Raw genomic sequence first — 22,663 nt, forward strand, 5'->3', positions numbered from 1 at the left:
TGCGCAACCTTCGTCGCCGCGTCACGCGGTCCTGCTGACTTCCTTGCCGATGTCTGTCCCATGGCTCGATCCTCCTTCCCAAAATTAGCATGGAAAGAAGCTTAAGAGGACAGACGGTATCGTCTCGGCCCAAAGCAGACATTGCCATTCAGCAAGTCGCATGGCCGCGAGGATAGCGAGTTCGGTGCCTCCTTGCGCCCCCCTACCCCGCCGCTTCCTTCTGCTTCGCCACCACCGGCTTCGCCGTCGTGAACTGCTCGTCCAGCGCATAGCCGGCGCCGCGGACTGTGCGGATGGGGTCGCGCTGGCGGCCGCGATTGATGGCCTTGCGCAGGCGCCCGACATGGACGTCGACGGTGCGCTCGTCGACATAAATGTCGCGGCCCCAGACGCCGTCGAGGAGCTGCTCGCGCGAGAAGACGCGGCCGGGCGACTGCATGAAGAACTCCATCAGCCGGAACTCGGTCGGGCCGAGCTTGATCTCGCGGCCCGCCCGGCGCACGCGGTGCGTCTCGCGGTCGAGGTCGATGTCGCCGGCGGTGAGCAGCGTCGCGATCTTCTCGGGCTTGGCGCGCCGCAGCATCGCGCGGACGCGGGCGATCAGCTCCGGCGTCGAGAACGGCTTGACGACATAGTCGTCGGCGCCGACGGAGAGGCCGCGCACGCGCTCGGATTCCTCGCCGCGCGCCGTCAGCATGATGATCGGCAGCCGCTCGGTCTCCGGCCGCTGGCGCAGGCGCCGGCAGAGCTCGACGCCCGAGAGGCCGGGCAGCATCCAGTCGAGGATGAGGAGGTCCGGCACCTCTTCCTTCAGCCGCAGATCCGCCTCGTCGCCGCGGGCGATGACGTCGACGGTGAAGCCTTCGGCTTCGAGATTGTAGCGAAGGAGGACGCCGAGCGCCTCCTCGTCCTCCACCACCGCGATACGTGCCGACATGGCCTGTCCGTCCTCAGCCCTCGAGGCCGGCGACGTGGTCGCCCGCCGCCGGCCGCTCGCCGATCAAAGCGGTGTCGTCGCCCTTCGGGCGCTCCATGTCGAACTGCTCGCCGGTCTTGATGTAGTAGATCGTCTCGGCGATGTTGGTCGCGTGGTCGCCGATCCGCTCGATGTTCTTGGCGCTGAACAGGAGATGCGTGCAGGCGGTGATGTTGCGCGGATCCTCCATCATGTAGGTCAGCAGCTCGCGGAAGATCGAGGTGTACATCGCGTCGATATTGGCGTCTTCCGAGCGCACCGCCTCGGCGCGCTTGATGTCGCGCGTGCCATAGGCGTCGAGCACGTCCTTCAGCTGCCCGAGGGCGAGGTCCGACAGGTGCTCGATGCCGCGCACCAGCTGGATCGGCTGCGAGTGGTCGTGCACCGCGATGACGCGCTTGGCGATGTTCTTGGCGAGGTCGCCGATCCGCTCCAGGTCGTTGGAAATGCGGATCGCGCCGACGATCTCGCGCAGGTCCTGCGCCAGCGGCTGGCGCTTGGCGATGGTCATCACCGCGCGCTCGTCGAGCTCGCGCTGGGCGGCGTCGAGCAGGATGTCGTCGGCGACGACGGTCTGCGCCAGCGACCAGTCGCTGCGCATCATCGCGGTCACCGACTGCTCGACCATGCGCTCGGCCTGGCCGCCCATCTCGGAGATGCGGCGCTCGATATATCTCAGTTCGTCGTCATAGGACGAGACGATGTGGTCCGAAACCATGCTCGGTCAGCTCCTTCAGCGTTCGCGGATCAGCCGAAGCGGCCGGTGATGTATTCTTCGGTCTTCGGGTTGCTGGGCGCGGTGAAGATCTTGTTGGTCTCGTCGAACTCCATCAGCTCCCCGAGGAACATGAAGGCGGTCAGGTCCGAGACGCGGGCCGCCTGCTGCATGTTGTGGGTGACGATGGCGATCGTGTACTCTTCCTTCAGCTCGTCGATCAGCTCCTCGATCTTCGCCGTGGAGATCGGGTCGAGCGCCGAGCACGGCTCGTCGAGCAGGATCACCTCGGGCCGCACGGCGACGGTGCGGGCGATGCACAGGCGCTGCTGCTGGCCGCCGGACAGGCCGAGGCCGCTCATCGACAGCTTGTCCTTCACCTCGTCCCAGATCGCCGCGCGCCGCAGCGCGCGCTCGACGCGCTCGTCGAGGTCGGCCTTGCCGAGATTCTCGTAGAGCCGGATGCCGAAGGCGATGTTCTCGTAGATCGACATCGGGAACGGCGTCGGCTTCTGGAACACCATGCCGACGCGGGCGCGCAGGAGGTTGAGGTCCTGCGACCGGTCGAGGATGTTCTTGCCGTCCAGCAGGATCTCGCCCTCGGCCCGCTGCTTCGGATAGATCTCGTAGATGCGGTTGAACATCCGCAACAGCGTGGACTTGCCGCAGCCGGACGGGCCGATGAAGGCGGTCACCGCCTTCTCCGGAACGGTCAGGCTGATGTTCTTCAGCGCCTTGAACTTGTCGTAGAAGAAGGAGACGTCCTTCAGCTCGATCTTCTTCTGCGCCAGGTTGGCCGGCGCCTTGCCGTTGCGGTCCAGGGTCGCTCTGGAGATGCCCTGCGGTGCCAGCGACTGGTCGGTCATCTGTCCTCCTTGGTCGCGGTCAGGAGCCGCGCCACGATGCTGAGTGTCAAGACGGCGAGCGTGGTGATCAGGGCGCCCGCCCAGGCCAGGCTCTGCCAGCTGTCATAGGGGCTGAGGGCGAACTGGAAGATCGTCACCGGCAGGCTCGCCATCGGTGCGTTGAGGTCGAGGCTCCAGAACTGGTTGTTCAGGGCCGTGAACAGGAGCGGCGCGGTCTCGCCGGAGATGCGGGCGACGGCGAGCAGCACGCCGGTGATCATGCCGGCGCTCGCCGCCTTGTAGGCGACCGAGCGGATGACGATCCAGCGCGGCGCGCCGACCGCCGTTCCCGCCTCGCGCAGCGCATCCGGCACGAGGAGCAGCATGTCCTCGGTGGTGCGCACGATGACGGGCAGGACGATGATCGCCAGCGCCATGGCTCCGGCGATCGCGGAGAAATGACCCATCGTGCGCACCATCAGCTCGTAGATGAACAGGCCGACGATGATCGAGGGCGCCGACAGGAGGATGTCGTTGATGAAGCGGATCACGTTGGTGATCTTATCGTGGCGGCCGTATTCCGCCATGTAGGTGCCGGCGAGGATGCCGATCGGCGTGCCGACGAGGACCGCGACGAAGGTCATGATCAGGCTGCCGACGATCGGGTTCAACAGCCCGCCGGTCTCGCCCGGCGGCGGCGTCATCTCGGAGAAGACGGCCCAGTTGATGCCGCTGATCCCCTCGTAGATCAGGTCGATGAGGATCAGCGCCAGCCACATCAGCCCGAAGGCCGCCGCGACGAGGCACAGCCCCATCATCACGTTGTTCTTGGCCTTGCGGGCCGCATGGGACGCCATGATTATTCTCCCGCCCGGCGCTTCATCTGCGCGAGCATGACACGCGCGATGGCGAGCACGATGAAGGTGATGACGAAGAGGACGAGGCCGAGCGCGAACAGCGACGAGGTGTAGAGGTCGCCGGTTGCCTCGGTGAATTCGTTGGCGATTGAGGCCGAGATGGTCGTGCCCGGCGCCAGCAGCGACGGCGTGATGCGATGCGCGTTGCCGATGACGAAGGTGACCGCCATCGTCTCGCCGAGCGCCCGGCCGAGCGCCAGCATCACCCCGCCGAGCACCGCGACGCGGGTGTAGGGCAGCACGATCTTGCGGGTCACCTCCCAGGTCGTCATGCCGAGCCCGTAGGCCGATTCCTTCAGGACCGGCGGCACGGTCGTGAAGACGTCGCGCGCGATCGAGGAGATGAAGGGCAGCACCATGATCGCCAGGATCAGACCCGAGGTCAGGACGCCGATGCCGTAGGGCGGTCCGGCGAACAGCGACGACAGCCCGGGGACGTAGTGGAAGGTGTCGATCAGGAAGGGCTGCAGCGTGTGCTGCAGGAACGGGGCGAAGACGAAGAGGCCCCAGATGCCGTAGATGATCGAGGGGATGCCGGCGAGCAGCTCGACGGCGATGCCGATCGGGCGCCGCAGCGGCCGCGGGCAGGATTCGGTGAGGAAGATCGCGATGCCGAGGCCCACCGGCACGGCGATGATCATCGCGATGAGGGAGGTCACGACGGTGCCGTAGATCGGCGCCAGGGCGCCGAACTTCTCGGTCACCGGGTTCCAGGTGCTCGTGGTGAGGAAGCCGAGCCCGAACGTCTCGAAGGCGAGCCAGGCGCCCGCGATCAGCGAGACCGCGACGCCGGCGAGCACGACGAGCACGATGATGGCCGCGCCGCGGGTGACGTTCCTGAAGATGGTGTCGCTGGTCGAGAACCGCTTGACCGCCTTGGCGCGGGAATGGGCGGATTGGCGGCCGGTCGTATCACCCTCGGCAAGGCTGACCATGAGATACCTCTCCAAAAGCCGGCGGCGCGAGACCGACCGGCGTCGAATTCAGCGATCGAGGCCGGGCGGCCAACAGAGCCGCCCGGCCTCGACGATTACTGCGATGCGGGCATTACGACTTCGGCTGGTAGACCGGCTTGCCGTCGGCCTGCACCTGCTTCCACTCGTCCTTGATCTTCGCCACGACGCTGTCCGGCATCGGGATGTAGTCGAGGCTCTGAGCCATCTTGTCGCCGTTGGCATAGGCCCAGTCGAAGAACTTCAGCGCCTCGGCGGCGTCCTGCGGGTTCTTTGGGTCCTTGTGGATCAGGATGAAGGTGGCGGCGGTCATCGGCCAGGTCTTGGCGCCCGGCTGGTTGGCGAGGATCACGCCGAAGCCCGGCTGGCTCGACCAGTCCGCGCCCTCGGCGGCGGCCGCGAAGGCATCGCTCTTCGGCGCGACCTTCTTGCCGTCCTTGTTCATCATGTCGGCGTAGGTCATCTTGTTCTGCAGCGCGTAGGCATACTCGACGTAACCGATCGAGTTGGCCGTCTGGCCGACATTGGCGGCGACGCCCTCATTGCCCTTGGCGCCGATGCCGACCGGCCACTCGACGGAGGTGTTCACGCCGACCTTGTCCTTCCACTCGGGAGAGACCTGGGCGAGGTAGTAGGTGAAGTTGAAGGTCGTGCCGGAGCCGTCCGAGCGGTGCACGACGGCGATGGCGGCGTCGGGCAGCTTGACCTTCGGGTTCAGCTTCTTGATCGCCTCGTCGTTCCACTGGGTGATCTCACCCATGAAGATCTTGGCGAGGGTCTGGCCGTCGAGGACGAGTTCGCCCGGCTTCATGCCCTTGACGTTGACGACCGGAACGATGCCGCCCATCACGGTCGGGAACTGGACGAGGTTGTTCTTCTGCAGCTCGTCGCCGCCGAGCGGCTTGTCCGAGGCGCCGAAGGTGACGGTGCGCGACTCGATCTGCTTGATGCCGCCGCCGGAGCCGATCGACTGGTAGTTCAGGCCCGTGCCGGTCTTCTTCTTGTAGGCGTCTGCCCACTTGGCGTAGATCGGGTACGGGAAGGTCGCACCAGCGCCGGAGATGTCGGCCGCCGAAGCGTAGGACACCGTCGACAGCGCGATCGCGCCGGCCAGGGCCGCCTTGGTGGTGAGTTTCAGAAGAGTGGTCATTCAAGCCTCGCTGTTTGCGATTTTCTGGCAAACGACGCGGGCTTGCCCCGCGCCGATGGCGCGACTCCTAGGGGAGCTGTGTGACAGCCGGATGAAGCTTTTCGCGCCTTTTTCCGCTGCGGTTCCGGTCGATTTTCCTCACAGGCACAGTCTTGCCAGATCGCGGACGAAAAAATCGTCCGCGGCAAAGACGAAGCCGATGGTCGCACTTTCCCTTTTACCCGGCCGGTCCGATCCAGCCCGCCGACGCTTCTGCCGATCGCCGCAGAACTACTGTCCTGGCCCGCCCGCGAAGCCCGTCTCGATCCGGCAATACTTGCCGACCGCAGGCTGCCGTCGCGATTGGACGGCACGAACCACGGCGCCGACCGCGTGTCGGCGGCCGCATCTTTATGACATCAGCGTATCGCTTTTATGACAGTCTAAGTAGCTGACATAACTGGCATTTCCGTCAAGGCCGGAATCGCGGGGAAGCGTGCGGTGAAGGTCGAGCCCTTGCCGATCTCGGATTCCACCAGAAGCCGGCTGCGATGGCGCAGCAGAATGTTGCGCACGATCGAGAGCCCCAGCCCGGTTCCCTGCTTGGCGCGGGAGTTGCCGACGCTGACCCGGTAGAAGCGCTCGGTCAGTCGCGGCACGTGCTCCGGCGGAATGCCCGGTCCGTAATCGCGCACCGACACGTCGACGACGGGCTCGCCCCGTTCGACGACGCGTGCGACCGACAGCTCCACCGCGGGGCTGCCCTCGCCGTATTTGCAGGCATTCTCGACGAGATTGGCGAAGACCTGGATCAGTTCGTCCTCGTCGCCGACGATCAGCACCTGTTCCTCGCCGGCGCAGAAGCGAACCTCCATGCCGAGGTCGGCGGCGAGCGGCGCCATCTGCGTCTGGACCTTCTTCAAGACGGAGACGAGATCGGCGCGGGCGCTCGGCGGCAGCTGCCGCTTCATCTCGATCCGCGACAGCGACAACAGGTCGTCGATCAGCCGCGACATGCGCTGCGCCTGCTCGCGCATGATGGCGAGGAAGCGTTCGCGCGCCGCCGGGTCGTTCTTCGCCGGCCCCTGCAGCGTCTCGATGAAGCCGGTCAGGGAGGCGAGCGGCGTGCGCAGCTCGTGGCTGGCATTGGCGACGAAGTCGGTCCGCATGCGCTCGACGCGGCGCTCGGCGGTGCGATCGTGGAAAAGCACGAGGAAGAAATGTGGGTCCTCGCCCTGATAGGGCGGGACCGGCAGGATCTCGATCTGCCAGGTGCGCTCCACCGGCCGGCGTTCGTCGAGCGTCGCCTGGCCGGGCGCCATGTTCTTGATCGCCCCCTCGATCGCAGAGACGAGTTCGGGGGCCCGGAAGCGCAGGAGGAAGGAGTCGCCGAGCGCCATGTTGCCGAAGGCGACGAAGGAGGCCGGGTTGCGATAGCGCAGCAGCATGGCGCGGTCGAGGAGGAAGGCCGGCTCCTGCAGCGCCTCGACGATGGCCTTCATGCCGCGTCCCGGCCAGACGATCTGGCCGCGGGCCTCTTCGTCCCTCAGGCGATCCTGGGCGACGCTCGCGCGGCTCGGCCAGTAGACCACGAGCATCAGGGCGACAAAGACCAGGAGACAGCCGAGGGCGGCCTGCGGAGCGCTCCAGGCGAGCGCGGCGAGGGACAGGGCCGCGACGGCCGTGATCCGCTTGGCGCGAAGCCGGCCGACCCGCAGAACGGTGATCTCATCTTCTGCCATGCCGGTCCTGCTCGTTTCCTGCGCCTCGGCGACCGTGGCTGCGAATCGGTCCTTTCCGCCCTTCCCCCGCTTCTACAGGGTCAGTTTCCAATTTCCGTGACGTGATCCGGAAGGCCGGCGGCGAGACCGCCGGCGGCGATCATCCGGCCGCCCGAATCCGGAAGTGGAAGACGGCGAGGTCGTGGGCGCCGTCGCCGGCGCCGGGGTCGATCGCCAGTTCCGCCCCCTCGCCGATCGAGGCCGGCAGATCCATCTGGACGAGGACCGGCTCCTCCTTGGCGGAGGTCGTGAAGCGCTGCTGGCCGCAGACGTTCTTGCCGCCGATCAGGCAGCGCACGGTGAAGGTGCGCGGCTTTCCGTCGGGCGAGCCGACGGCGAGCTCGCCGGTCGCCTTGCGGCCGGCAAAGCGCGACAGGATGTCGGGGGCGAGGTTGAAGGTGACCTCGTTGGACCCGCTGGGCGGCGTCGAGACGAGGACCGCCTGCTTGCCGTCGATGACGGTCGGCTGCAGCATGCCGCCGTCGACGGCGGCATCGACGATCGCCGGACCGGAGAACACGTCGACCCAGTCGGACGCGGCGCCCGGCACGGTCTTGCGGCCGTTGTCGGCCGAACGGATCGCATCCTCGACCGACATCTTCGGCGCCTCGGGCTTCGGCTTCTCGGCGGAAAACAGCGGCAGGACCAGCCAGACGGCCACCCCGAGGAGGAACAGAAGAAGCAGGACGATGACGGCCGGGACAATGTAGCTGCCGAAGCCACCGCGCGCCCCGCCTGCCTCGCTCCGGCGCCCGAGCAGGGCCCGGACCTTCGCCCGCCGATCGCCCGGCCCGGCCACCCGCTCTTCCGCCGACGACGATTCCGTCTGCGGATCGACCATCGACGGCATCCGGCCGCCGGCAGGACGCGCAGGCGCGCCGTCCGCCCCGAAGGCATCGACCGGATCGTCCACGCCGCCCGCCGCGAATGCACCCGGCGCTGCGGCGCCGGCCGAGGATCCGCCGTCCGGGGCGAAGCGCTCCGGCTGAACGCCTTCGCCGGCACCGCCCGCGGCATGATCGGCCTCGATGGCCTCGATCGCCGCGATCAGCTGCCGGCGATGCGCATCGGCCCCCTCGTCGCCCTCGCCCTTGTCCGCCTCCAGACGCAGCAGGGCGCGTTCCGCCGCCTCATAGACCCGCAGACGGAAATCCGGATCGGCGGCATTGCCCTTGTTCAGCGCGCGACGCAGGCTCGTTTCGATTGCGCTAGCCAAGGATAGCCGTCCTCTCCGCTGTCGGTCGCCGGCGCGGTAAGCACGGGCGTTTCCTGAAAATTTTACCAGCAGAGGCACGGCTTTCAAACCGTCCCCCCGCCGCCGTCCACCGGTTGGGCCCCGGTGTCGGCGTTCTTTACTTAGGCGACCAACGCCCAATGTGACAGCGCCCAACGCGAGACGAAAGCCGGATGCAGCACATCGACTCCTCGAAGACGCCCAATCGCATCGCCGAGCACGGCGTCATCGGGGACATGAGGACCCTCGCTCTCGTCGCCCAGGACGGCACGATCGACTTCTTCTGCCATCCCCGGATCGATTCCCCGACGCTGTTCGCCTCGCTGATCGACCCGGAGAACGGCGGCTCCTTTCGACTGAGCGTCAAGGACGGCGACGTCAAGCACCGACAGATCTACCTGCCCGACACCAACATCCTGATCAGCCGCTTCCTCGGCGAGGACGGGATCGGCGAGGTCTGCGACTTCATGCCGGTCGACGGATCGGGGCGAATCGTCCGGCGGGCCCGGGCGATCATGCGGCCGATGACCTTCGAGCTCTCGATCCGGCCCCGCCCCGACTATGCCCGGCGGCAGGCGCGGCTGCGGCCGATCGCGGGCGGCGTCGCGGTCGGCTGGGAAGGGTCCGACGACGAGGTCGCCTTCTATGCCTCCTTCCCGGTGGAAGTCGACGGCGACACGATCCGCGGCGAGACGGTCGTCCGCGAGGACGAGACCTGCCACGTCGTCTTCTGTCCCGGGCGCAAGGAACAGCCAGAGATCGATGCGCGCTACGTCTCGAAGGCCTTCTCCGCGACCAGCGAGTACTGGCACAAATGGGTGAATGCCGGCACATATCCCTCGTTCTGGCGCGAACTCGTGGTGCGCTCTGCGCTGACGCTGAAGCTCCTGACCTCCGCCGAATACGGATCGATCGCCGCTGCGGCGACCTTCGGGCTGCCGGAGGTGATCAGCGGCGAGCGCAACTGGGACTATCGCTTCTGCTGGGTGCGCGACGCCGCCTTCACGCTCTACTCGCTTTCGCGCCTCGGCTATTACGACGAGGCGGAAGCTTTCATCCACTTCCTGATGGAACGCGCCACCGAGACCAGCGAATCCGGCCTGCAGATCATGTACGGGATGGACGGCTCGGAGGAGATCGTCGAGACGACGCTCGACCATCTCGCCGGCTATGCCGGCTCGCAGCCGGTGCGCATCGGCAACGAGGCCGCCAGCCAGCGCCAGATGGACATCTTCGGCGAGTTCATGGACGCGGTCTACATCGCCAGCAAGGCCCGGGGAAAGCCGGCCTATTCTGTCTGGACGAAGATCGCGCGCATCCTCGACTGGCTGTGCGGCCAGTGGCACCTGCCGGACCAGGGCATCTGGGAGAGCCGCGGCGAGCCGCGCGAATATCTCTCCTCGCGGCTGATGTGCTGGGTCGCGCTCGACCGCGGGCTGCGCATGGCGAACGACCTGTCGCTCCCCGCCGACATCATCCGCTGGCGGGATGAGCGCGACAAGATCCAGCGCTCGATCGTCACGGAGTTCTGGAACCCGGACATCGGCGCCTTCACGCAGTTCAAGGCCTCGACGACGCTGGATGCCGTCGTCCTCCTGATGCCGCTCGTGAAGTTCATCAACCCGCGCGACCAGATGTGGACCGCCACGCTGAAGGCGGTGAAGGAGCACCTCGTCCACGACTGCCTCGTCAAGCGCTACATCAACACCGCCGAGAACGACGACGGCCTCGACGGGGAGGAAGGCGCCTTCACGATCTGCTCCTTCTGGTATGTCGAAGCCCTCGCCCGCACCGGCTATGTCGCCGAGGCGCGGCTGATGTTCGAGAAGCTCCACACCTATGCGAACCATCTCGGCCTCTACTCCGAGGAACTGTCCTCGGCCGGCGATCATCTCGGCAATTTCCCGCAGGGGCTGACGCATCTTTCGCTGATCTCTGCAGCCATCTGGCTGGACCGCGCGTTGAACGGCGACAAGCAGGACCCGAACCACTACGGATTTCAGATGATGGAGGATCCCGATGGCGTCTTCTGACCCGCTTCGCCTCGACGGCCAGGTTGCGATCGTGACCGGCTCGTCCTCTGGCATCGGCCAGGCCTCGGCGATCGAGATGGCGCGCGCCGGCGCCGACGTCGTCGTGAACTACCGCTCGTCCGAGGACGGCGCGCAGGAGACCGTCGCCCGGATCGACGCCCTCGGCCGGCGCGGCGTCGCGATAAAGGCCGACGTGTCGGACGAGACCGACGTCGCGCGGCTGTTCGACGAAGCCGAAGAGCGCCTCGGCGCGCCCGACATCGTCATGTCCAATGCCGGCCTGCAGAAGGACGCGGCGATCGGCGAGATGAGCCTCGACGACTGGAACGCGGTGATCTCGGTCAACCTCACCGGCGCGTTCCTGGTCGGGCGCGAGGCGATCCGGCGGTTCCGTCGCAAGGGCCGGCGCGAGAACGTCAGCGCGGCGCTCGGCAAGCTCGTCTACGACTCGTCCGTCCACCAGGTCGTGCCCTGGGCCTTCCACGCCAACTATGCGGCCTCCAAGGGCGGCATCCATCTCCTGATGCAGTCGCTCGCGCAGGAGGTCGCGTCGGAACGGATCCGCGTCAACGCGGTCGCGCCCGGCGCGATCGCGACGGCAATCAATGCCGACGAGCGCAAATCGAACAAGGACGCGATGCTGGAACTGATCCCGTACGGGCGGATCGGCGAGCCTGCGGATGTCGGCCGGGTCGCGGCCTGGCTCGTGTCGGATGCGGCGGACTACATCACCGGACAGACGATCTTCGTCGACGGCGGCATGGCGCTCTATCCCGGCTTCAAGGGCAACGGCTGACGCGGCCGGCCAGCTCTCCCTTCCCCGATCTCACGAATCCCGTCCGCTTCTGCTAAGGAGACGCGACCGCCGCACGGATGCGGCGACGATCACAGGGAGAAACGCGATGGCACTCGACGGACGTGTCGCGATCGTAACCGGCGGCGCCAAGGGGATCGGCTATGCGATCGCCCGCCGATATCTGCACGACGGCGCCAAGGTCGTCATTGCCGACATCGACGAGAAGGCCGGCGCGGCCGCCGCGGCGGAACTCGCCGATTTCGGCGAGGTGCGCGCGGTGGTCTGCAACGTCGCCGAGCGCCTGCATGTGCACAACCTCGTCGCCTCGGCGCTCGACGCCTTCGGCGACATCGACATCCTCGTCAACAATGCCGGCATGGTCCACAAGGGCGACTTCCTCACCCTCGACGAGGCCGATTTCGATCGCGTGCTGAACGTCAACCTCAAGGGCGCCTTTCTCTGCGGCCAGGCGGTCGCCCGCCACCTCGTCGAGAAGGTGAAGAACGGCGGCCCGGCCGGAACGATCGTCAACATGTCCTCGGTGAACGCCGTCTTCGCCCTGCCCGACCAGGTCGGCTATTCCGTCTCCAAGGGCGGCCTCAGCCAGCTGACCAAGGTGATGGCGCTGTCGCTGGCGCAGTACGGCATCCGGGTGAACGCGATCGGCCCCGGCTCGATCATGACCGACATCCTCAGGGCCGTCGCAGACGACGAGGCGGCGCAGAAGAAGATCCTGTCGCGCACGCCGCTCGGCCGGATCGGCGAGCCGAAGGAGATCGCCGCGATCGCCGCCTTCCTCGCTTCGGACGACGCCAGCTACATCACCGGCCAGACCATCTTTGCCGATGGCGGGCGGCTGCCGCTGAACTACACCGTCGACCCGCGCAAGGACGACTGAGCGCAACCTGCGCGACCGCAAGGACGCGGCCCGCGGCCGGGCGGCGGGCGGAAGCGCCGCCGCCCTCCCGTCAGCCTTGCGGAGCGGCCATGAGGCGGCTCCGCCGCCGCCGCGTTCTTCCGTACACGTACCCGCGGCTTCCCGCACGAGTCCTGACCCCGCCCCGGTGGAGCGGCGCGACAGCCTGCGATGCCGTGGAGGCTTCAGCATGTCCTGAGGCGAAGCGTGAGCGAACTTCCCCTTCCGGTCGCCCCGGGCTAGGATTGGATCGATCCAAACGGGGAAGACGGCAGGGCTGATGCGAAAGGGAGATCGAGTGAAGCGGCCGACGCTGCTGGACGTCGCGGACCATGCGGGCGTCTCCCGCGCGACGGCGTCGCTGGTCGTGCGCAAGAGCCCGCTCGTCTCGCAGACGACGCGCGCGCGGGTCGAGGCGGCGATGGCCGAGCTCGGCTACGTCTACAATGTCGGCGCGGCCCGTCTGCGCGCATCGCAGAGCCGCACCGTCGGCGTCGTCGTTCCCAACCTCACCAATCCCTTCTTCGCCGTTCTCCTCGCCGGCATGGAGGCGGTCTTCGAGACGGAGCGGCTCGCCGTCGTCTTCGCCAACTCCAACGAGTCGCTGGAAAAGCAGACCGGCTTCCTGACGCGGATGCGCGAACACGGGGCCGACGGGGTCATCGTCTGCCCGTGCGAGGGAACGGACAGCCGCCTCGTCGAGGACGCGGCGGCCTGGGGCCTGCCGCTCGTCCAGGCGCTGCGCTACGTGCCGGAGACGGTCAGCGACTATGCCGGGATCGACTATCGCGCCGGGATGCGCCACACGACCGAACGGCTGATCGCCCTCGGCCACCGGCGCATCCTGTTCGTCAGCGGCAACCGCAGACACTCCGCACAAGGCGACCGCCTGGAGGGCTTCCGCGACGCGATGCGGGCCCACGGCCTCGACGCGGGGCGCGTGATCGAACTGCCGCTCACCCACATGGCCGCGCGGGAGGCCGCCGCCGGGATCGCCGCCGCCCCGGACCGGCCGAGCGCGGTCATCTGCTTCAACGACGTCGTCGCCCTCGGCCTGCATCGCGGCTTCTTCGATCTCGGCCTGCGCCTCGGCCGCGACATCTCGCTCGTCGGCTTCGACAACGTCGCCGAGGCGGCGCTGGTGGTGCCCGGCCTCGCCTCCGTCGCCACCATGCCCTTCCAGGTCGGCGAGAACGCCGCGCGGCTTCTCCTGCGCCGCATCCGGATGCCCGACGCGCCGGTCGAACGCTCGGTCGCGGCAACCGAATTCGTCGAGCGGGAATCGCTGGGTCCGGCCGATCCTGCCGCTTGACCGTCAGCCTGACCTGCTTTAGATCGATCTAAACGACAGCAGGTCGCTCGAAAAGCCGCCGGATGGGAGACACCGCGGCCGGGAGGTTTCGAGACTTGAACTACCAGCTGAATTTCGCGCCGGTCTTCGAGAACTTCGGCCATCTTCTGGCGGGCACGCTCGTCACGCTCGAACTCTCGTTCGGCGCGATGCTGCTCGGCACGGTGGTGGCGATCGTCTGCGCCGCCGGCAAGACCGGCGGCCCGCGCCCGGTGCGCTGGATCGTCGACGTCTATATCGAGCTCATCCGGAACACGCCGTTCCTGATCCAGATCTTCTTCATCTTCTTCGGCCTGCCGGCGCTCGGCATCCGCTTCTCGCCGAACACCGCCGCACTCGTCGCGCTGACGGTGAATGTCGGCGCCTATGCGACGGAGATCATCCGCGCCGGCATCGAGTCGATCCAGAAGGGGCAGGTCGAGGCGGGCACCGCGCTCGGCCTGAAGCCGGTGCAGATCTTCCGCTACATCATCGTCAAACCGGCGCTGCGCACCGTCTATCCCGCGCTGACCAGCCAGTTCATCTATCTGATGCTGACGTCGAGCGTCGTCTCGGTCATCTCCGCGACGGATCTCGCGGCCGCCGGCAACGACATCCAGTCGAAGACCTTCGCCTCCTTCGAGGTCTATCTCGTCATCACGGGCATGTATCTCGTCCTGTCGATCGCCTTCTCCGGCCTGTTCTCGCTCGTCCGGCGCTGGGCGTTCAACTACCCGCTGAGCCGATAGGAGCCGCCGATGATCCGCCCCTTCGGCATCAACGAAGTCCTGTTCATCGTCGCGGCGATCCAGTGGACGCTCGCGCTTTCGGCCGTCGCCTTTGCCGGCGGGGCGGTCGGCGGGCTGATCGTCGCGCTCTGCCGCGTCTCCGCCTCCAGGGTCCTCTCCTATCTCGCGCTCGGCTACATCCGGCTGTTCCAGGGCACCCCGCTGCTGATGCAGCTGTTCCTGGTCTATTTCGGCCTCAACATCTTCGGCGCCGGCATCAATCCGTGGCTCGCGGCCTCGCTGGCGCTGACGCTGCATGCCAGCGCCTTTCTCGGCGAGATCTGGCGCGGCTGCATCGAGGCGGTGCCGTCGGGACAGTCGGAAGCCGCCTGGGCGCTCGGCCTTGGCTATGTCGACCGGATGAAGTCGATCGTCCTGCCGCAGGCGGCGAAGATCGCGGTCGCTCCCACGGTCGGCTTCCTCGTCCAGCTGATCAAGGGCACCTCGCTCGCCTCGATCATCGGCTTCGTCGAGCTGACCCGCGCCGGGCAGATCATCAACAACGCCACCTTCGTGCCCTTCAAGGTCTTCGGCTTGGTGGCGATCCTCTACTTCGTCCTGTGCTGGCCGCTGTCGCTGCTGGCGCGCTGGATGGAACGCCGTTTCGCAGTGGCCGCGCAGCGCTGAGCCGCCGGCCGACAACAGGGAGAGAACAGTCATGAAGCTCATCAGGAAGGTCGCCGCGCTGGCGGCCGCCGCCGCCGTGTTCGCGGGCCTCGGCACCGCCGCCGTCAAGGCGCAGACGCTGGACGCGGTCAAGCAGCGCGGCACCATCAATGTCGGCATGCTCGTCGACTTCCCGCCCTTCGGCATCCTCAATTCCGAGGGCAAGCCGGACGGCTACGACGCAGACGTCGCCCGCCTGCTGGCCAAGAACCTCGGCGTGAAGCTGAACCTCGTCCCGGTGACCGGGCCGAACCGCATCCCCTATCTCCTCTCCGGCCAGGTCGACGTGCTGGTCGCCTCGCTCGGCATCACGCCGGCCCGCGCCAAGCAGGTCGATTTCTCGCAGCCCTATGCCGGCATCGAGATCTTCGTCTTCGGCGACAAGGACGTGAAGGTGACGGGGCCGAAGGACCTCGCCGGCAAGAGCGTCGGCGTCGCCCGCGCTTCGACTCAGGACACCGCGATCACCAAGGTCGCGCCGGACAGCACCAACATCCAGCGCTTCGACGACGACGCCTCCGCCGTGCAGGCGCTCCTCTCCGGCCAGGTGCCGCTGATCGGCTGCTCCAACACCGTCGTCGCACAGGTCCAGAAGGTCCGGCCGGACACCTACGACACCAAGTTCTCGCTGAGCCAGCAGAAGCAGGGCATCGCGACGCGCCCGGGCGCCGACAAGCTGATGGCGGCGGTCAACGACTTCCTGACCAAGGTGAAGAAGGACGGCGAGCTGAACAAGCTGCACCAGAAGTGGCTGAACGCGCCGCTGCCGGACTTCATCGCCAAGACCAAGAGCTGAGCGGAAAGAGCGCGGGATGTCAGCGATGAGCACCACCTCGCCCACCGGGCGCGCGGACGCAGCCGCCGACACGCCCGCGGTCCGGATGGAGGGTGTCGAGAAGTATTACGGCACCTTCCATGCCCTCAAGCACATCGACCTGACGGTCGCACGCGGCGAGAAGATCGTCGTGTGCGGCCCGTCGGGCTCCGGCAAGTCGACGCTGATCCGATGCGTCAATCAGCTGGAGGCCGTCCAGAAGGGCAAGATCGTCGTCGACGGCATCGAGCTCACCGCCGGGCCGAAGAACGTCGAGCAGGTCCGCCGCGACGTCGGCATGGTCTTCCAGCAGTTCAACCTGTTCCCGCACATGACGGTTCTGAGGAACTGCATGCTCGCGCCGATGAAAGTGCGCGGGGTCGACAAGGCCGAGGCCGAGGCGACGGCGCGCAAATATCTCGAGCGCGTGCGCATCCCGGAACAGGCGGACAAGTATCCGGCGCAGCTTTCCGGCGGCCAGCAGCAGCGCGTCGCGATCGCGCGGGCGCTCTGCATGAATCCGAAGATCATGCTGTTCGACGAGCCGACCTCGGCACTCGATCCCGAGATGGTCAAGGAAGTGCTCGACACGATGATCGATCTCGCCGGCGAGGGCATGACGATGATGGTCGTCACCCACGAGATGGGCTTCGCCCGCCAGGTCGCCGACCGGGTGATCTTCATGGACCGCGGCGAGATCGTCGAGATCGCCGGGCCGGAAGAATTCTTCTCCAATCCCAAGCATGAGCGCACGCGCACCTTCCTCGGCCAGATCACCGGCCACTGAAGACGTCGCGGCGCCGCACGAGGCATGAAGTGAAACAGGAGATCCTGCTCGTCGAGCCGATGCTCGGCGAGATCGAGGAACGGCTTGACTCCGCCTATGCGGTCATCCGGCTGTTCGGGCCGGACGGTCCGGCGCGCGCCGAGGCGGCGGCAGGGCGCATCCGCGCCGTCGTCACCGGCGGCGGCACCGGCGTGTCGAATGAATGGGTGGAGAGGCTCCCGGCGCTCGGTCTCGTCGCGATCAACGGCGTCGGCACCGACAAGGTCGACCTCGACCTTGCCCGCCGGCGCGGCATCCACGTCTCGACGACACCGGGCGTTCTCACCGACGACGTCGCCGATCTCGGGATGGCGCTAGTCCTCGGCGTCCTTCGCCACCTCGGCGCGGGCGACCGGCTGGTGCGCAGCGGCGCCTGGGGCGAAGGCGGGACGCTGCCGCTCGGCTCCAGCCTCCGCGGCAAGCGGCTCGGCATTCTCGGCTTCGGCCAGATCGGCCGGGCGCTGGCCGATCGCGCGCACGCCTTCGGTATGGACATCGCCTACTGGAACCGCTCCGCCGTCGAGGCACCGGCGCATGTCCGCCGCAGCGACACCGCGCTGGCGCTCGCCGCCGAGAGCGACGTCCTCGCCGTCTGCCTGGCGGGCAATGCCGGCACGGCGAACATGGTCGGCGCCGACATGCTCGAGGCCCTCGGCCCGCAGGGCGTTCTCGTCAACGTCGCCCGTGGCAGCGTCGTCGACGAAGACGCGCTGATCGCGGCCCTGTCGGATGGCACGATCGCCGCGGCCGGCCTCGACGTCTTCGTCGGCGAGCCGGCGATCCGGCCGGAGTTCCGCGCGCTGGAGAACGTCCTCCTGATGCCACATCAGGGCAGCGCCACCATCGAGACCCGCCGGGCGATGGGGGAGCTGGTGCTCGCCAACCTGAGCGCCTTCTTCAACGACGAGACGCCGCCGACCTCGGTGGTCCGCCTCGACACGGGAGCCGCCCGATGATCGTCCGCCAGGCCTTCTTCGAGGGCACCATCCATGCCGGCCGCGAGGCGGAGTTCCGCCGGTTCGTGGAGGACCGTCTCGTGCCGATGTGGCGGCGCTTCCCGGGCGTGCGGGACCTGCGCGTCCTGTTCGCGCTGGAGCGCGACGAGGGCGCGCCGCCCTTCCCGCTGGCGCTGGCGATGACCTTCGACGACCGGGCGGCGCTGCAGGAAGCGCTGGCGGCGCCGGTGCGCTTTGAGAGCCGGGCGGTGACCGCCGAACTCATGCAGATGTTCGACGGGCACATCCATCACCACGTGTTCGAGGCGCTCGGGTAGCCGGCGGCACGTCGGCCGGATGACGGAGGCGAAGCCTCACGGCGCCGCGAGCCTTCAGTCGCCGGCCCCGGTTTCGCCGGCGCCCGGCTCGTCCGCCCAGTAGTCGACCGACGGCGTCTGGCGGTGCATCATGCGGAACGTCCCGCCGGTCCGGTGCCGCTTGGTGCGGGCCTGGAACTTGCCGGAGTCGGGATATTCGCAGATGTCGGTGTTCCCCATGGACGAGACGACGAGATAGCGCAGCGGCCGCGTCCCGGTGTTGATCAGCTGGTGCGCGGTCTCCGGGCCGCCCGCCGGCGCACCGAGGACATCCCCCGTCCGGACCTGATGGCGCCCCTCACCGAAGCGATACTCGCCCTCGCCTTCGAGGATGACGAACAGCTCGTCCTCGACATGGTGGTTGTGGAACGGACAGCCCGACCGGCCCGGCGGCACCTCGTTATAGGAGATGCCGAGCGCTTCGAGCCCCAGCATCGCGCCGAACGAGACATCGCGGCCGCCATAGAGGCTGCCGTGCTCCCACGCCGTCAGGTCGAGGCGGCGCGGATCGACGACGGGCTTCATGTCGCTCATGGGACGTCTCCGTTTCGCCAGGTCTTCGCTCTCTCACAGCTGGCGATCGTCCTGCGCGATCGCATGCCGACCCCCAGTTCCGCCCGCGCGGCGCCGCAGACCCGGCTTGCTCGATCGCTGCGCCCGGCATACCTAATCCAGCGAGATCACCCGATATAGAGCGAAGACGACGGACCGCCCGGCGCGGTCCCGAAAGCGAGCCGACATGCCCTATGCCCTTTTGCCGGACCGTGCGGTCCTCACCGTCACCGGCGAGACCGCCGAGCCTTTCCTGCAGACCCTGATCACCGCCGACCTCGACAAGCTCGGCGACGGCGAGATGCGGCCGGCGGCGCTCCTGACCCCGCAGGGCAAGATCCTCTTCGACTTCCTGATCGGGCGGATCGGCGGCGGCTTCCGGATCGATTGCGCGGCGAGCACGGCCGGTGACCTGAAGAAGCGGCTGACGCTCTACCGCCTGCGCGCCAAGGTCGCGATCGAGGCCGAGGAGACGGCGGTCCATGCCGCCTGGGGCGACGGCGCGGCAACCCTTGCCGGCGCGCTCGTCGACCGCCGCTTCCCCGGCGGCGACGTCGTCCGGATCTACGGCGCGGCGCCCGAAGGCATCGCCGAAGCGGGCGCCGGGGATTTCGCCCGGCTGCGCCTCAGAGCCGGCATCGCCGAGGCCGAGACGGACTTTCCCGGCTCCGACGTCTTCCCGCACGACGTGCTCCTCGACCAGAACGGCGGCGTCTCGTTCAAGAAGGGCTGCTTCGTCGGCCAAGAAGTCGTCTCGCGCATGCAGCATCGCGGCACCGCGCGGCGCCGGCTGATGCTCGTCTCCGGCGAGCGGCATTTGACGCCCGGCAGCGACGTGATGGCCGGCGAGCGCGCCATCGGCACCCTCCTTTCGGCGACGGGCACCGACGGCATCGCGCTCCTGCGCATCGACAAGCTCGCCGACGCGATCGCCGCCGATGCGACGCTGTCGGCCGACGGCGTGCCGGTCGAGGCGACGATCCCGGCCTGGGCCAGCTTCACCCTCCCGGCGGCCGAAGCCGGCGCGGAGCCGGAGGCGTGAGCCGGACGAAATCCGCGCCGCCGCCAAAGCGCGTCTGGCAGCGCATGCTGTCCGGGCGCAGGCTCGACCTCCTCGATCCCTCCCCGCTCGACGTCGAGATCGCCGACATCGCCCATGGCCTTGCCCGCGTCGCGCGCTGGAACGGGCAGACGCAGGGCGACTGCGCCTTCTCGGTGGCGCAGCATTCGCTGATCGTCGAGGCGCTCGTCGCCGCGAACGAGCCGGATCCGCGCTGGCGCCTCGCCGCCCTCCTGCACGACGCGCCGGAATACGTCATCGGCGACATGATCTCGCCCTTCAAGAGCGTCATCGGCGGCGACTACAAGAGCGTCGAGAAGCGGCTGCAGGGCGCCGTGCATCTGCGATTCGGCCTGCCGGCCTCGCTGCCGGCGCCGGTCGAGAAGGCGATCAAGGCGGCGGACCGGATCTCCGCCTATTTCGAGGCGACCCTCCTCGCCGGCTTCGAGGCGCACGAGGCGGAAAAGTTCTTCGGGGCGCCCGGCCGCGCCGCCTGCCATCCCGCGGACTTCCAGCCGAAGCAGGCGGCCGAGGTGGAGACGGCGTTCATGGAGCGCTTCGCCGCGCTCGATGCGGACTGCACCGCGAGCGATGCGCCGAAGACGGTGGCCCGCCCGGCCCGGAAGGCTTAAGAGCTTCGGATGACCTATCTCGTCGTCTCCTCCCTCGCCGACCTCCACGCCACCGTCGCAGAACACGGTGCCGAGGACGTCGTGACGCTGATCAATGTCGGAACGCCGGTCGAGCGCCCGGCGAGCATCCACCCGGACCGCCACCTCTTCCTTGGCTTCAACGACATCGTCGATGCGACCGAGGGCATGATCCTGCCGTCGATCGAGCATGTCGACGCGCTGCTCGCCTTCGGCCGGAAATGGGACCGGCGGACGCCGCTCGCCGTGCACTGCTTCGCCGGCATCAGCCGCTCGACGGCGGCCGCCTATATCCTCGCCTCGGCGATCAATCCGGATCTCGACGAGGCGGCGCTGGCGCAGGAGCTGCGCCGCCGTGCGCCTTCCGCGACCCCCAATGCGCGGCTGATCGCGATCGCCGACGAGATGCTCGGGCGCGACGGCCGGATGATCGCCGCCATCCGCGACATCGGCCGCGGCGCGGAGGCATTCTCGGGAACGCCGTTCGTCCTGCCGCTGGAGCTGTGAGGGGGCGGCGGGCGGTCCGTTTCTCGGAGGTCGTCATCCCGGCCCTGAGACGGATGACGAGGTGATGGAGGTCGCTGCGGAGGCGCCTCACCCCCGCGGCTTGTACGTATGCTCCTCGCCCGGGAAGGTCCGCGCGCGCACCTCGTCGGCATAGGCGCCGACGGCCTGAGATACCGCCTGGCCGAGTTCGGCGTAGCGCTTGACGAAGCGCGGGGCACGTGGGGTCAGGCCGAGAAGGTCCTCCAGCACCAGAACCTGCCCGTCGCACTCGGCCGAGGCGCCGATGCCGATGGTCGGGATGTCGATCGCCTCGGTGATCGCCTTGCCGAGCGGGGCGACGACGCCCTCGACCACCACGGCGAAGGCCCCCGCCTCGGCGACGGCCCGCGCGTCCGCGAGGATCTTCTCCCGCGCCGCATCGTCGTGTCCCTGGCTCCGGAATCCGCCGAGCGCGTTCACTGCCTGCGGCGTCAGCCCGATATGGGCGACGACGGGGACGCCGCGGTCGGAGAGGAAGCGGATCGTCTCCGCCATATGCGTCCCGCCCTCGAGCTTCACCGCGTCGCAGCCGGCTTCGGCCATGACGCGCGCGGCTGCCCGGAAGGCGTCCGCCGGGCCAGATTCGTAGGCGCCGAAGGGCAGGTCAACGACGACCATCGCCGTCTCGGAGGCCGAGACGACGGCCTTTCCGTGCGCGATCATCAGGTCCAGCCCGGCGCCGAGCGTCGAGGGCATGCCGTGCTCGACCATGGCGAGGCTGTCGCCGACGAGGATCATGTCGACGGCCGGATCGACCAGCCGCGCCATGGTGGCGCTGTAGGCGGTGACCATGACCAGCGGCACCCCGCCCTTGCGCGCCCGTGCGGCGGGGGCGGTGAGGCGGCGCTTGGCATTCGGCGCGGGCGTGCTCATGCGGCTGACGCAGCTCCCGTGGCAGATGGCTGGGTGGGCGGAGCGACCGTCCGCGCGTCGATCAGCAGCACGCCGCCGAAGGCGGCGGTGACGAGCAGCACGACCGGCCGCTCGCCGATCCGCTCGACGGCGTCCAGCGTCTCGGCGTCGCACAGGTCCAGCGAGCGCAGCTCGGCGCGCGGCTCGCCTGAGATGATCTCCCGCATCGCCGCGACGACCGCGTCCGGATCGCGCTCGCCGCTCGCCACCTGCCGCTCGCCCGCGCCGAGCGCGCGGGCCAGCACCGAGGCGGCGGCGCGGCTGCCCGGGTCGAGCCGGACGTTGCGCGAGGACATCGCGAGCCCGTCGGCCTCGCGCACCGTCGGCACGCCGACGATCGTCACCGGCATGTCGAGGTCGGCGACCATGCGGCGGATCACCGCTAGCTGCTGGAAGTCCTTCTCGCCGAAATAGGCCCGGTCCGGCTGCACGATGTGGAAGAGCTTGGAGACGACCGTCGCGACGCCCTGGAAATGGCCGGGGCGCACCTTGCCGATCAGGATGTCGCCGAGCGGCTCGACCGACACCGTGGTTGCGCCGGGACGCGGATACATCGCCTCGACCGTCGGCGCGAAGACGCCGTCGACACCCTCGGCGGACAGCATTGCGAGATCGCGGTCGCGGTCGCGCGGATAGGCGGCGAAGTCCTCGTTCGGGCCGAACTGCGTCGGATTGACGAAGATCGAGACCACCACGCGATCGCATTCGGCCTTGGCGCGCTTCACCAGCGCCATGTGACCGGCGTGAAGATAGCCCATGGTCGGCACGAGGCCGATCGTCTCGCCGGCGCGGCGATGGCTCGTCAGCGCCGTGCGCAGCGGCGCGATCTGTTCGAATATCTGCACGGGGCTCGCCGTTTCCTGTCCGACGGCTGCGCTTCTAGCCCCTCGGCCTGCCGAACGAAAGGGCAGG

24 protein-coding genes are annotated in these 22,663 nt (G+C 68.2%); 13 read left to right on the top strand and 11 right to left on the bottom strand.

Annotated features, from left to right (window positions below):
* Positions 1–202: 202 nt before the first annotated feature.
* From phoB to AB5S17_RS20535, 8 genes are all read right to left on the bottom strand, one after another.
* Positions 203–937, bottom strand: coding sequence for a phosphate regulon transcriptional regulator PhoB (gene phoB, locus AB5S17_RS20500; RefSeq protein ID WP_369242911.1), 735 nt, complete (start codon positions 935–937; stop codon positions 203–205).
* A gap of 13 nt (positions 938–950) precedes the next feature.
* Entirely contained in the window at positions 951–1,694 is a 744-nt protein-coding gene (gene phoU, locus AB5S17_RS20505; protein ID WP_369242913.1) for a phosphate signaling complex protein PhoU, read from the bottom strand.
* A 29-nt stretch (positions 1,695–1,723) separates the two neighbouring features.
* Entirely contained in the window at positions 1,724–2,557 is an 834-nt protein-coding gene (pstB, locus tag AB5S17_RS20510) for a phosphate ABC transporter ATP-binding protein PstB (protein ID WP_369242915.1), read from the bottom strand.
* Complete coding sequence (gene pstA, locus AB5S17_RS20515; protein WP_369242917.1) at positions 2,554–3,393, bottom strand: phosphate ABC transporter permease PstA; 840 nt, start codon at positions 3,391–3,393, stop codon at positions 2,554–2,556. The genes pstB and pstA overlap by 4 nt, the downstream gene beginning before the upstream one ends.
* 2 nt (positions 3,394–3,395) lie before the next feature.
* Positions 3,396–4,388 carry a phosphate ABC transporter permease subunit PstC gene (gene pstC, locus AB5S17_RS20520; protein WP_369242919.1) on the bottom strand — a complete coding sequence of 331 codons (993 nt, stop codon included), beginning with the start codon at positions 4,386–4,388 and terminating at the stop codon, positions 3,396–3,398.
* Between the two features lie 112 nt (positions 4,389–4,500).
* Positions 4,501–5,556, bottom strand: coding sequence for a phosphate ABC transporter substrate-binding protein PstS (gene pstS / locus AB5S17_RS20525; protein WP_369242921.1), 1,056 nt, complete (start codon positions 5,554–5,556; stop codon positions 4,501–4,503).
* Between the two features lie 422 nt (positions 5,557–5,978).
* Positions 5,979–7,277, bottom strand: coding sequence for an ATP-binding protein (locus AB5S17_RS20530; RefSeq protein ID WP_369242923.1), 1,299 nt, complete (start codon positions 7,275–7,277; stop codon positions 5,979–5,981).
* A gap of 139 nt (positions 7,278–7,416) precedes the next feature.
* On the bottom strand, positions 7,417–8,532 hold the full coding sequence (locus AB5S17_RS20535; protein ID WP_369242925.1) for a hypothetical protein: 1,116 nt from the start codon (positions 8,530–8,532) through the stop codon (positions 7,417–7,419).
* Positions 8,533–8,723: 191 nt separating this feature from the next.
* Between AB5S17_RS20535 and AB5S17_RS20540 the strand changes: the two genes are divergently transcribed.
* From AB5S17_RS20540 to AB5S17_RS20585, 10 genes are all read left to right on the top strand, one after another.
* Positions 8,724–10,583 carry a glycoside hydrolase family 15 protein gene (locus AB5S17_RS20540; RefSeq protein WP_369242927.1) on the top strand — a complete coding sequence of 620 codons (1,860 nt, stop codon included), beginning with the start codon at positions 8,724–8,726 and terminating at the stop codon, positions 10,581–10,583.
* Positions 10,570–11,379 carry an SDR family oxidoreductase gene (locus AB5S17_RS20545; protein WP_369242929.1) on the top strand — a complete coding sequence of 270 codons (810 nt, stop codon included), beginning with the start codon at positions 10,570–10,572 and terminating at the stop codon, positions 11,377–11,379. Before AB5S17_RS20540 ends, AB5S17_RS20545 begins: the two co-directional genes overlap by 14 nt.
* Positions 11,380–11,485: 106 nt before the next feature.
* Positions 11,486–12,277, top strand: coding sequence for an SDR family NAD(P)-dependent oxidoreductase (locus tag AB5S17_RS20550; protein ID WP_369242931.1), 792 nt, complete (start codon positions 11,486–11,488; stop codon positions 12,275–12,277).
* Positions 12,278–12,593: 316 nt separating this feature from the next.
* Positions 12,594–13,607 carry a LacI family DNA-binding transcriptional regulator gene (locus AB5S17_RS20555; protein WP_369242933.1) on the top strand — a complete coding sequence of 338 codons (1,014 nt, stop codon included), beginning with the start codon at positions 12,594–12,596 and terminating at the stop codon, positions 13,605–13,607.
* Between the two features lie 95 nt (positions 13,608–13,702).
* Positions 13,703–14,374 (top strand): amino acid ABC transporter permease, encoded by a 672-nt coding sequence (locus AB5S17_RS20560; protein WP_369242935.1) that lies wholly within the window; start codon positions 13,703–13,705, stop codon positions 14,372–14,374.
* A gap of 9 nt (positions 14,375–14,383) precedes the next feature.
* Positions 14,384–15,040 carry an amino acid ABC transporter permease gene (locus tag AB5S17_RS20565; RefSeq protein ID WP_369242937.1) on the top strand — a complete coding sequence of 219 codons (657 nt, stop codon included), beginning with the start codon at positions 14,384–14,386 and terminating at the stop codon, positions 15,038–15,040.
* A 31-nt stretch (positions 15,041–15,071) separates the two neighbouring features.
* Positions 15,072–15,875: a transporter substrate-binding domain-containing protein gene (locus tag AB5S17_RS20570; protein ID WP_369242939.1), complete on the top strand. Its 804-nt coding sequence runs from the start codon at positions 15,072–15,074 to the stop codon at positions 15,873–15,875.
* Positions 15,876–15,900: 25 nt separating this feature from the next.
* Complete coding sequence (locus tag AB5S17_RS20575) at positions 15,901–16,680, top strand: amino acid ABC transporter ATP-binding protein (protein ID WP_369242940.1); 780 nt, start codon at positions 15,901–15,903, stop codon at positions 16,678–16,680.
* Between the two features lie 59 nt (positions 16,681–16,739).
* Complete coding sequence (locus AB5S17_RS20580) at positions 16,740–17,675, top strand: 2-hydroxyacid dehydrogenase (protein WP_369243091.1); 936 nt, start codon at positions 16,740–16,742, stop codon at positions 17,673–17,675.
* A complete protein-coding gene (locus AB5S17_RS20585; RefSeq protein WP_369242942.1) occupies positions 17,672–17,992 on the top strand; it encodes a hypothetical protein in 321 nt (106 codons plus the stop codon). The genes AB5S17_RS20580 and AB5S17_RS20585 overlap by 4 nt, the downstream gene beginning before the upstream one ends.
* Before the next feature lie 54 nt (positions 17,993–18,046).
* On the opposite strand, the gene AB5S17_RS20590 is transcribed toward AB5S17_RS20585, so the two are convergent.
* Complete coding sequence (locus AB5S17_RS20590; protein ID WP_369242943.1) at positions 18,047–18,565, bottom strand: cupin domain-containing protein; 519 nt, start codon at positions 18,563–18,565, stop codon at positions 18,047–18,049.
* A 205-nt stretch (positions 18,566–18,770) separates the two neighbouring features.
* Here AB5S17_RS20590 and AB5S17_RS20595 point away from each other — a divergent pair, with 205 nt between their 5' ends.
* The 3 genes from AB5S17_RS20595 to AB5S17_RS20605 are packed head-to-tail and all read left to right on the top strand — an operon-like array spanning position 18,771 to position 20,800.
* Positions 18,771–19,625, top strand: a complete 855-nt coding sequence (locus tag AB5S17_RS20595; protein WP_369242945.1) for a folate-binding protein YgfZ — start codon at positions 18,771–18,773, stop codon at positions 19,623–19,625.
* Between the two features lie 44 nt (positions 19,626–19,669).
* Entirely contained in the window at positions 19,670–20,275 is a 606-nt protein-coding gene (locus AB5S17_RS20600; RefSeq protein ID WP_369243093.1) for a hydrolase, read from the top strand.
* A 9-nt stretch (positions 20,276–20,284) separates the two neighbouring features.
* Positions 20,285–20,800, top strand: a complete 516-nt coding sequence (locus AB5S17_RS20605; protein ID WP_369242947.1) for a tyrosine phosphatase family protein — start codon at positions 20,285–20,287, stop codon at positions 20,798–20,800.
* Positions 20,801–20,887: 87 nt separating this feature from the next.
* On the opposite strand, the gene panB is transcribed toward AB5S17_RS20605, so the two are convergent.
* Both panB and panC read right to left on the bottom strand, forming a co-directional pair.
* The gene (panB, locus tag AB5S17_RS20610) at positions 20,888–21,712 is read right to left on the bottom strand and encodes a 3-methyl-2-oxobutanoate hydroxymethyltransferase (protein ID WP_369242949.1); all 825 of its coding nucleotides are present in this window, start codon (positions 21,710–21,712) and stop codon (positions 20,888–20,890) included.
* Positions 21,709–22,596, bottom strand: a complete 888-nt coding sequence (gene panC / locus AB5S17_RS20615; protein WP_369242951.1) for a pantoate--beta-alanine ligase — start codon at positions 22,594–22,596, stop codon at positions 21,709–21,711. The genes panB and panC overlap by 4 nt, the downstream gene beginning before the upstream one ends.
* Positions 22,597–22,663 lie beyond the last annotated feature (67 nt).

The sequence above is a fragment of the Jiella sp. M17.18 genome, assembly GCF_041027365.1.
Classification (GTDB): Bacteria; Pseudomonadota; Alphaproteobacteria; order Rhizobiales; family Rhizobiaceae; genus VKMB-3413.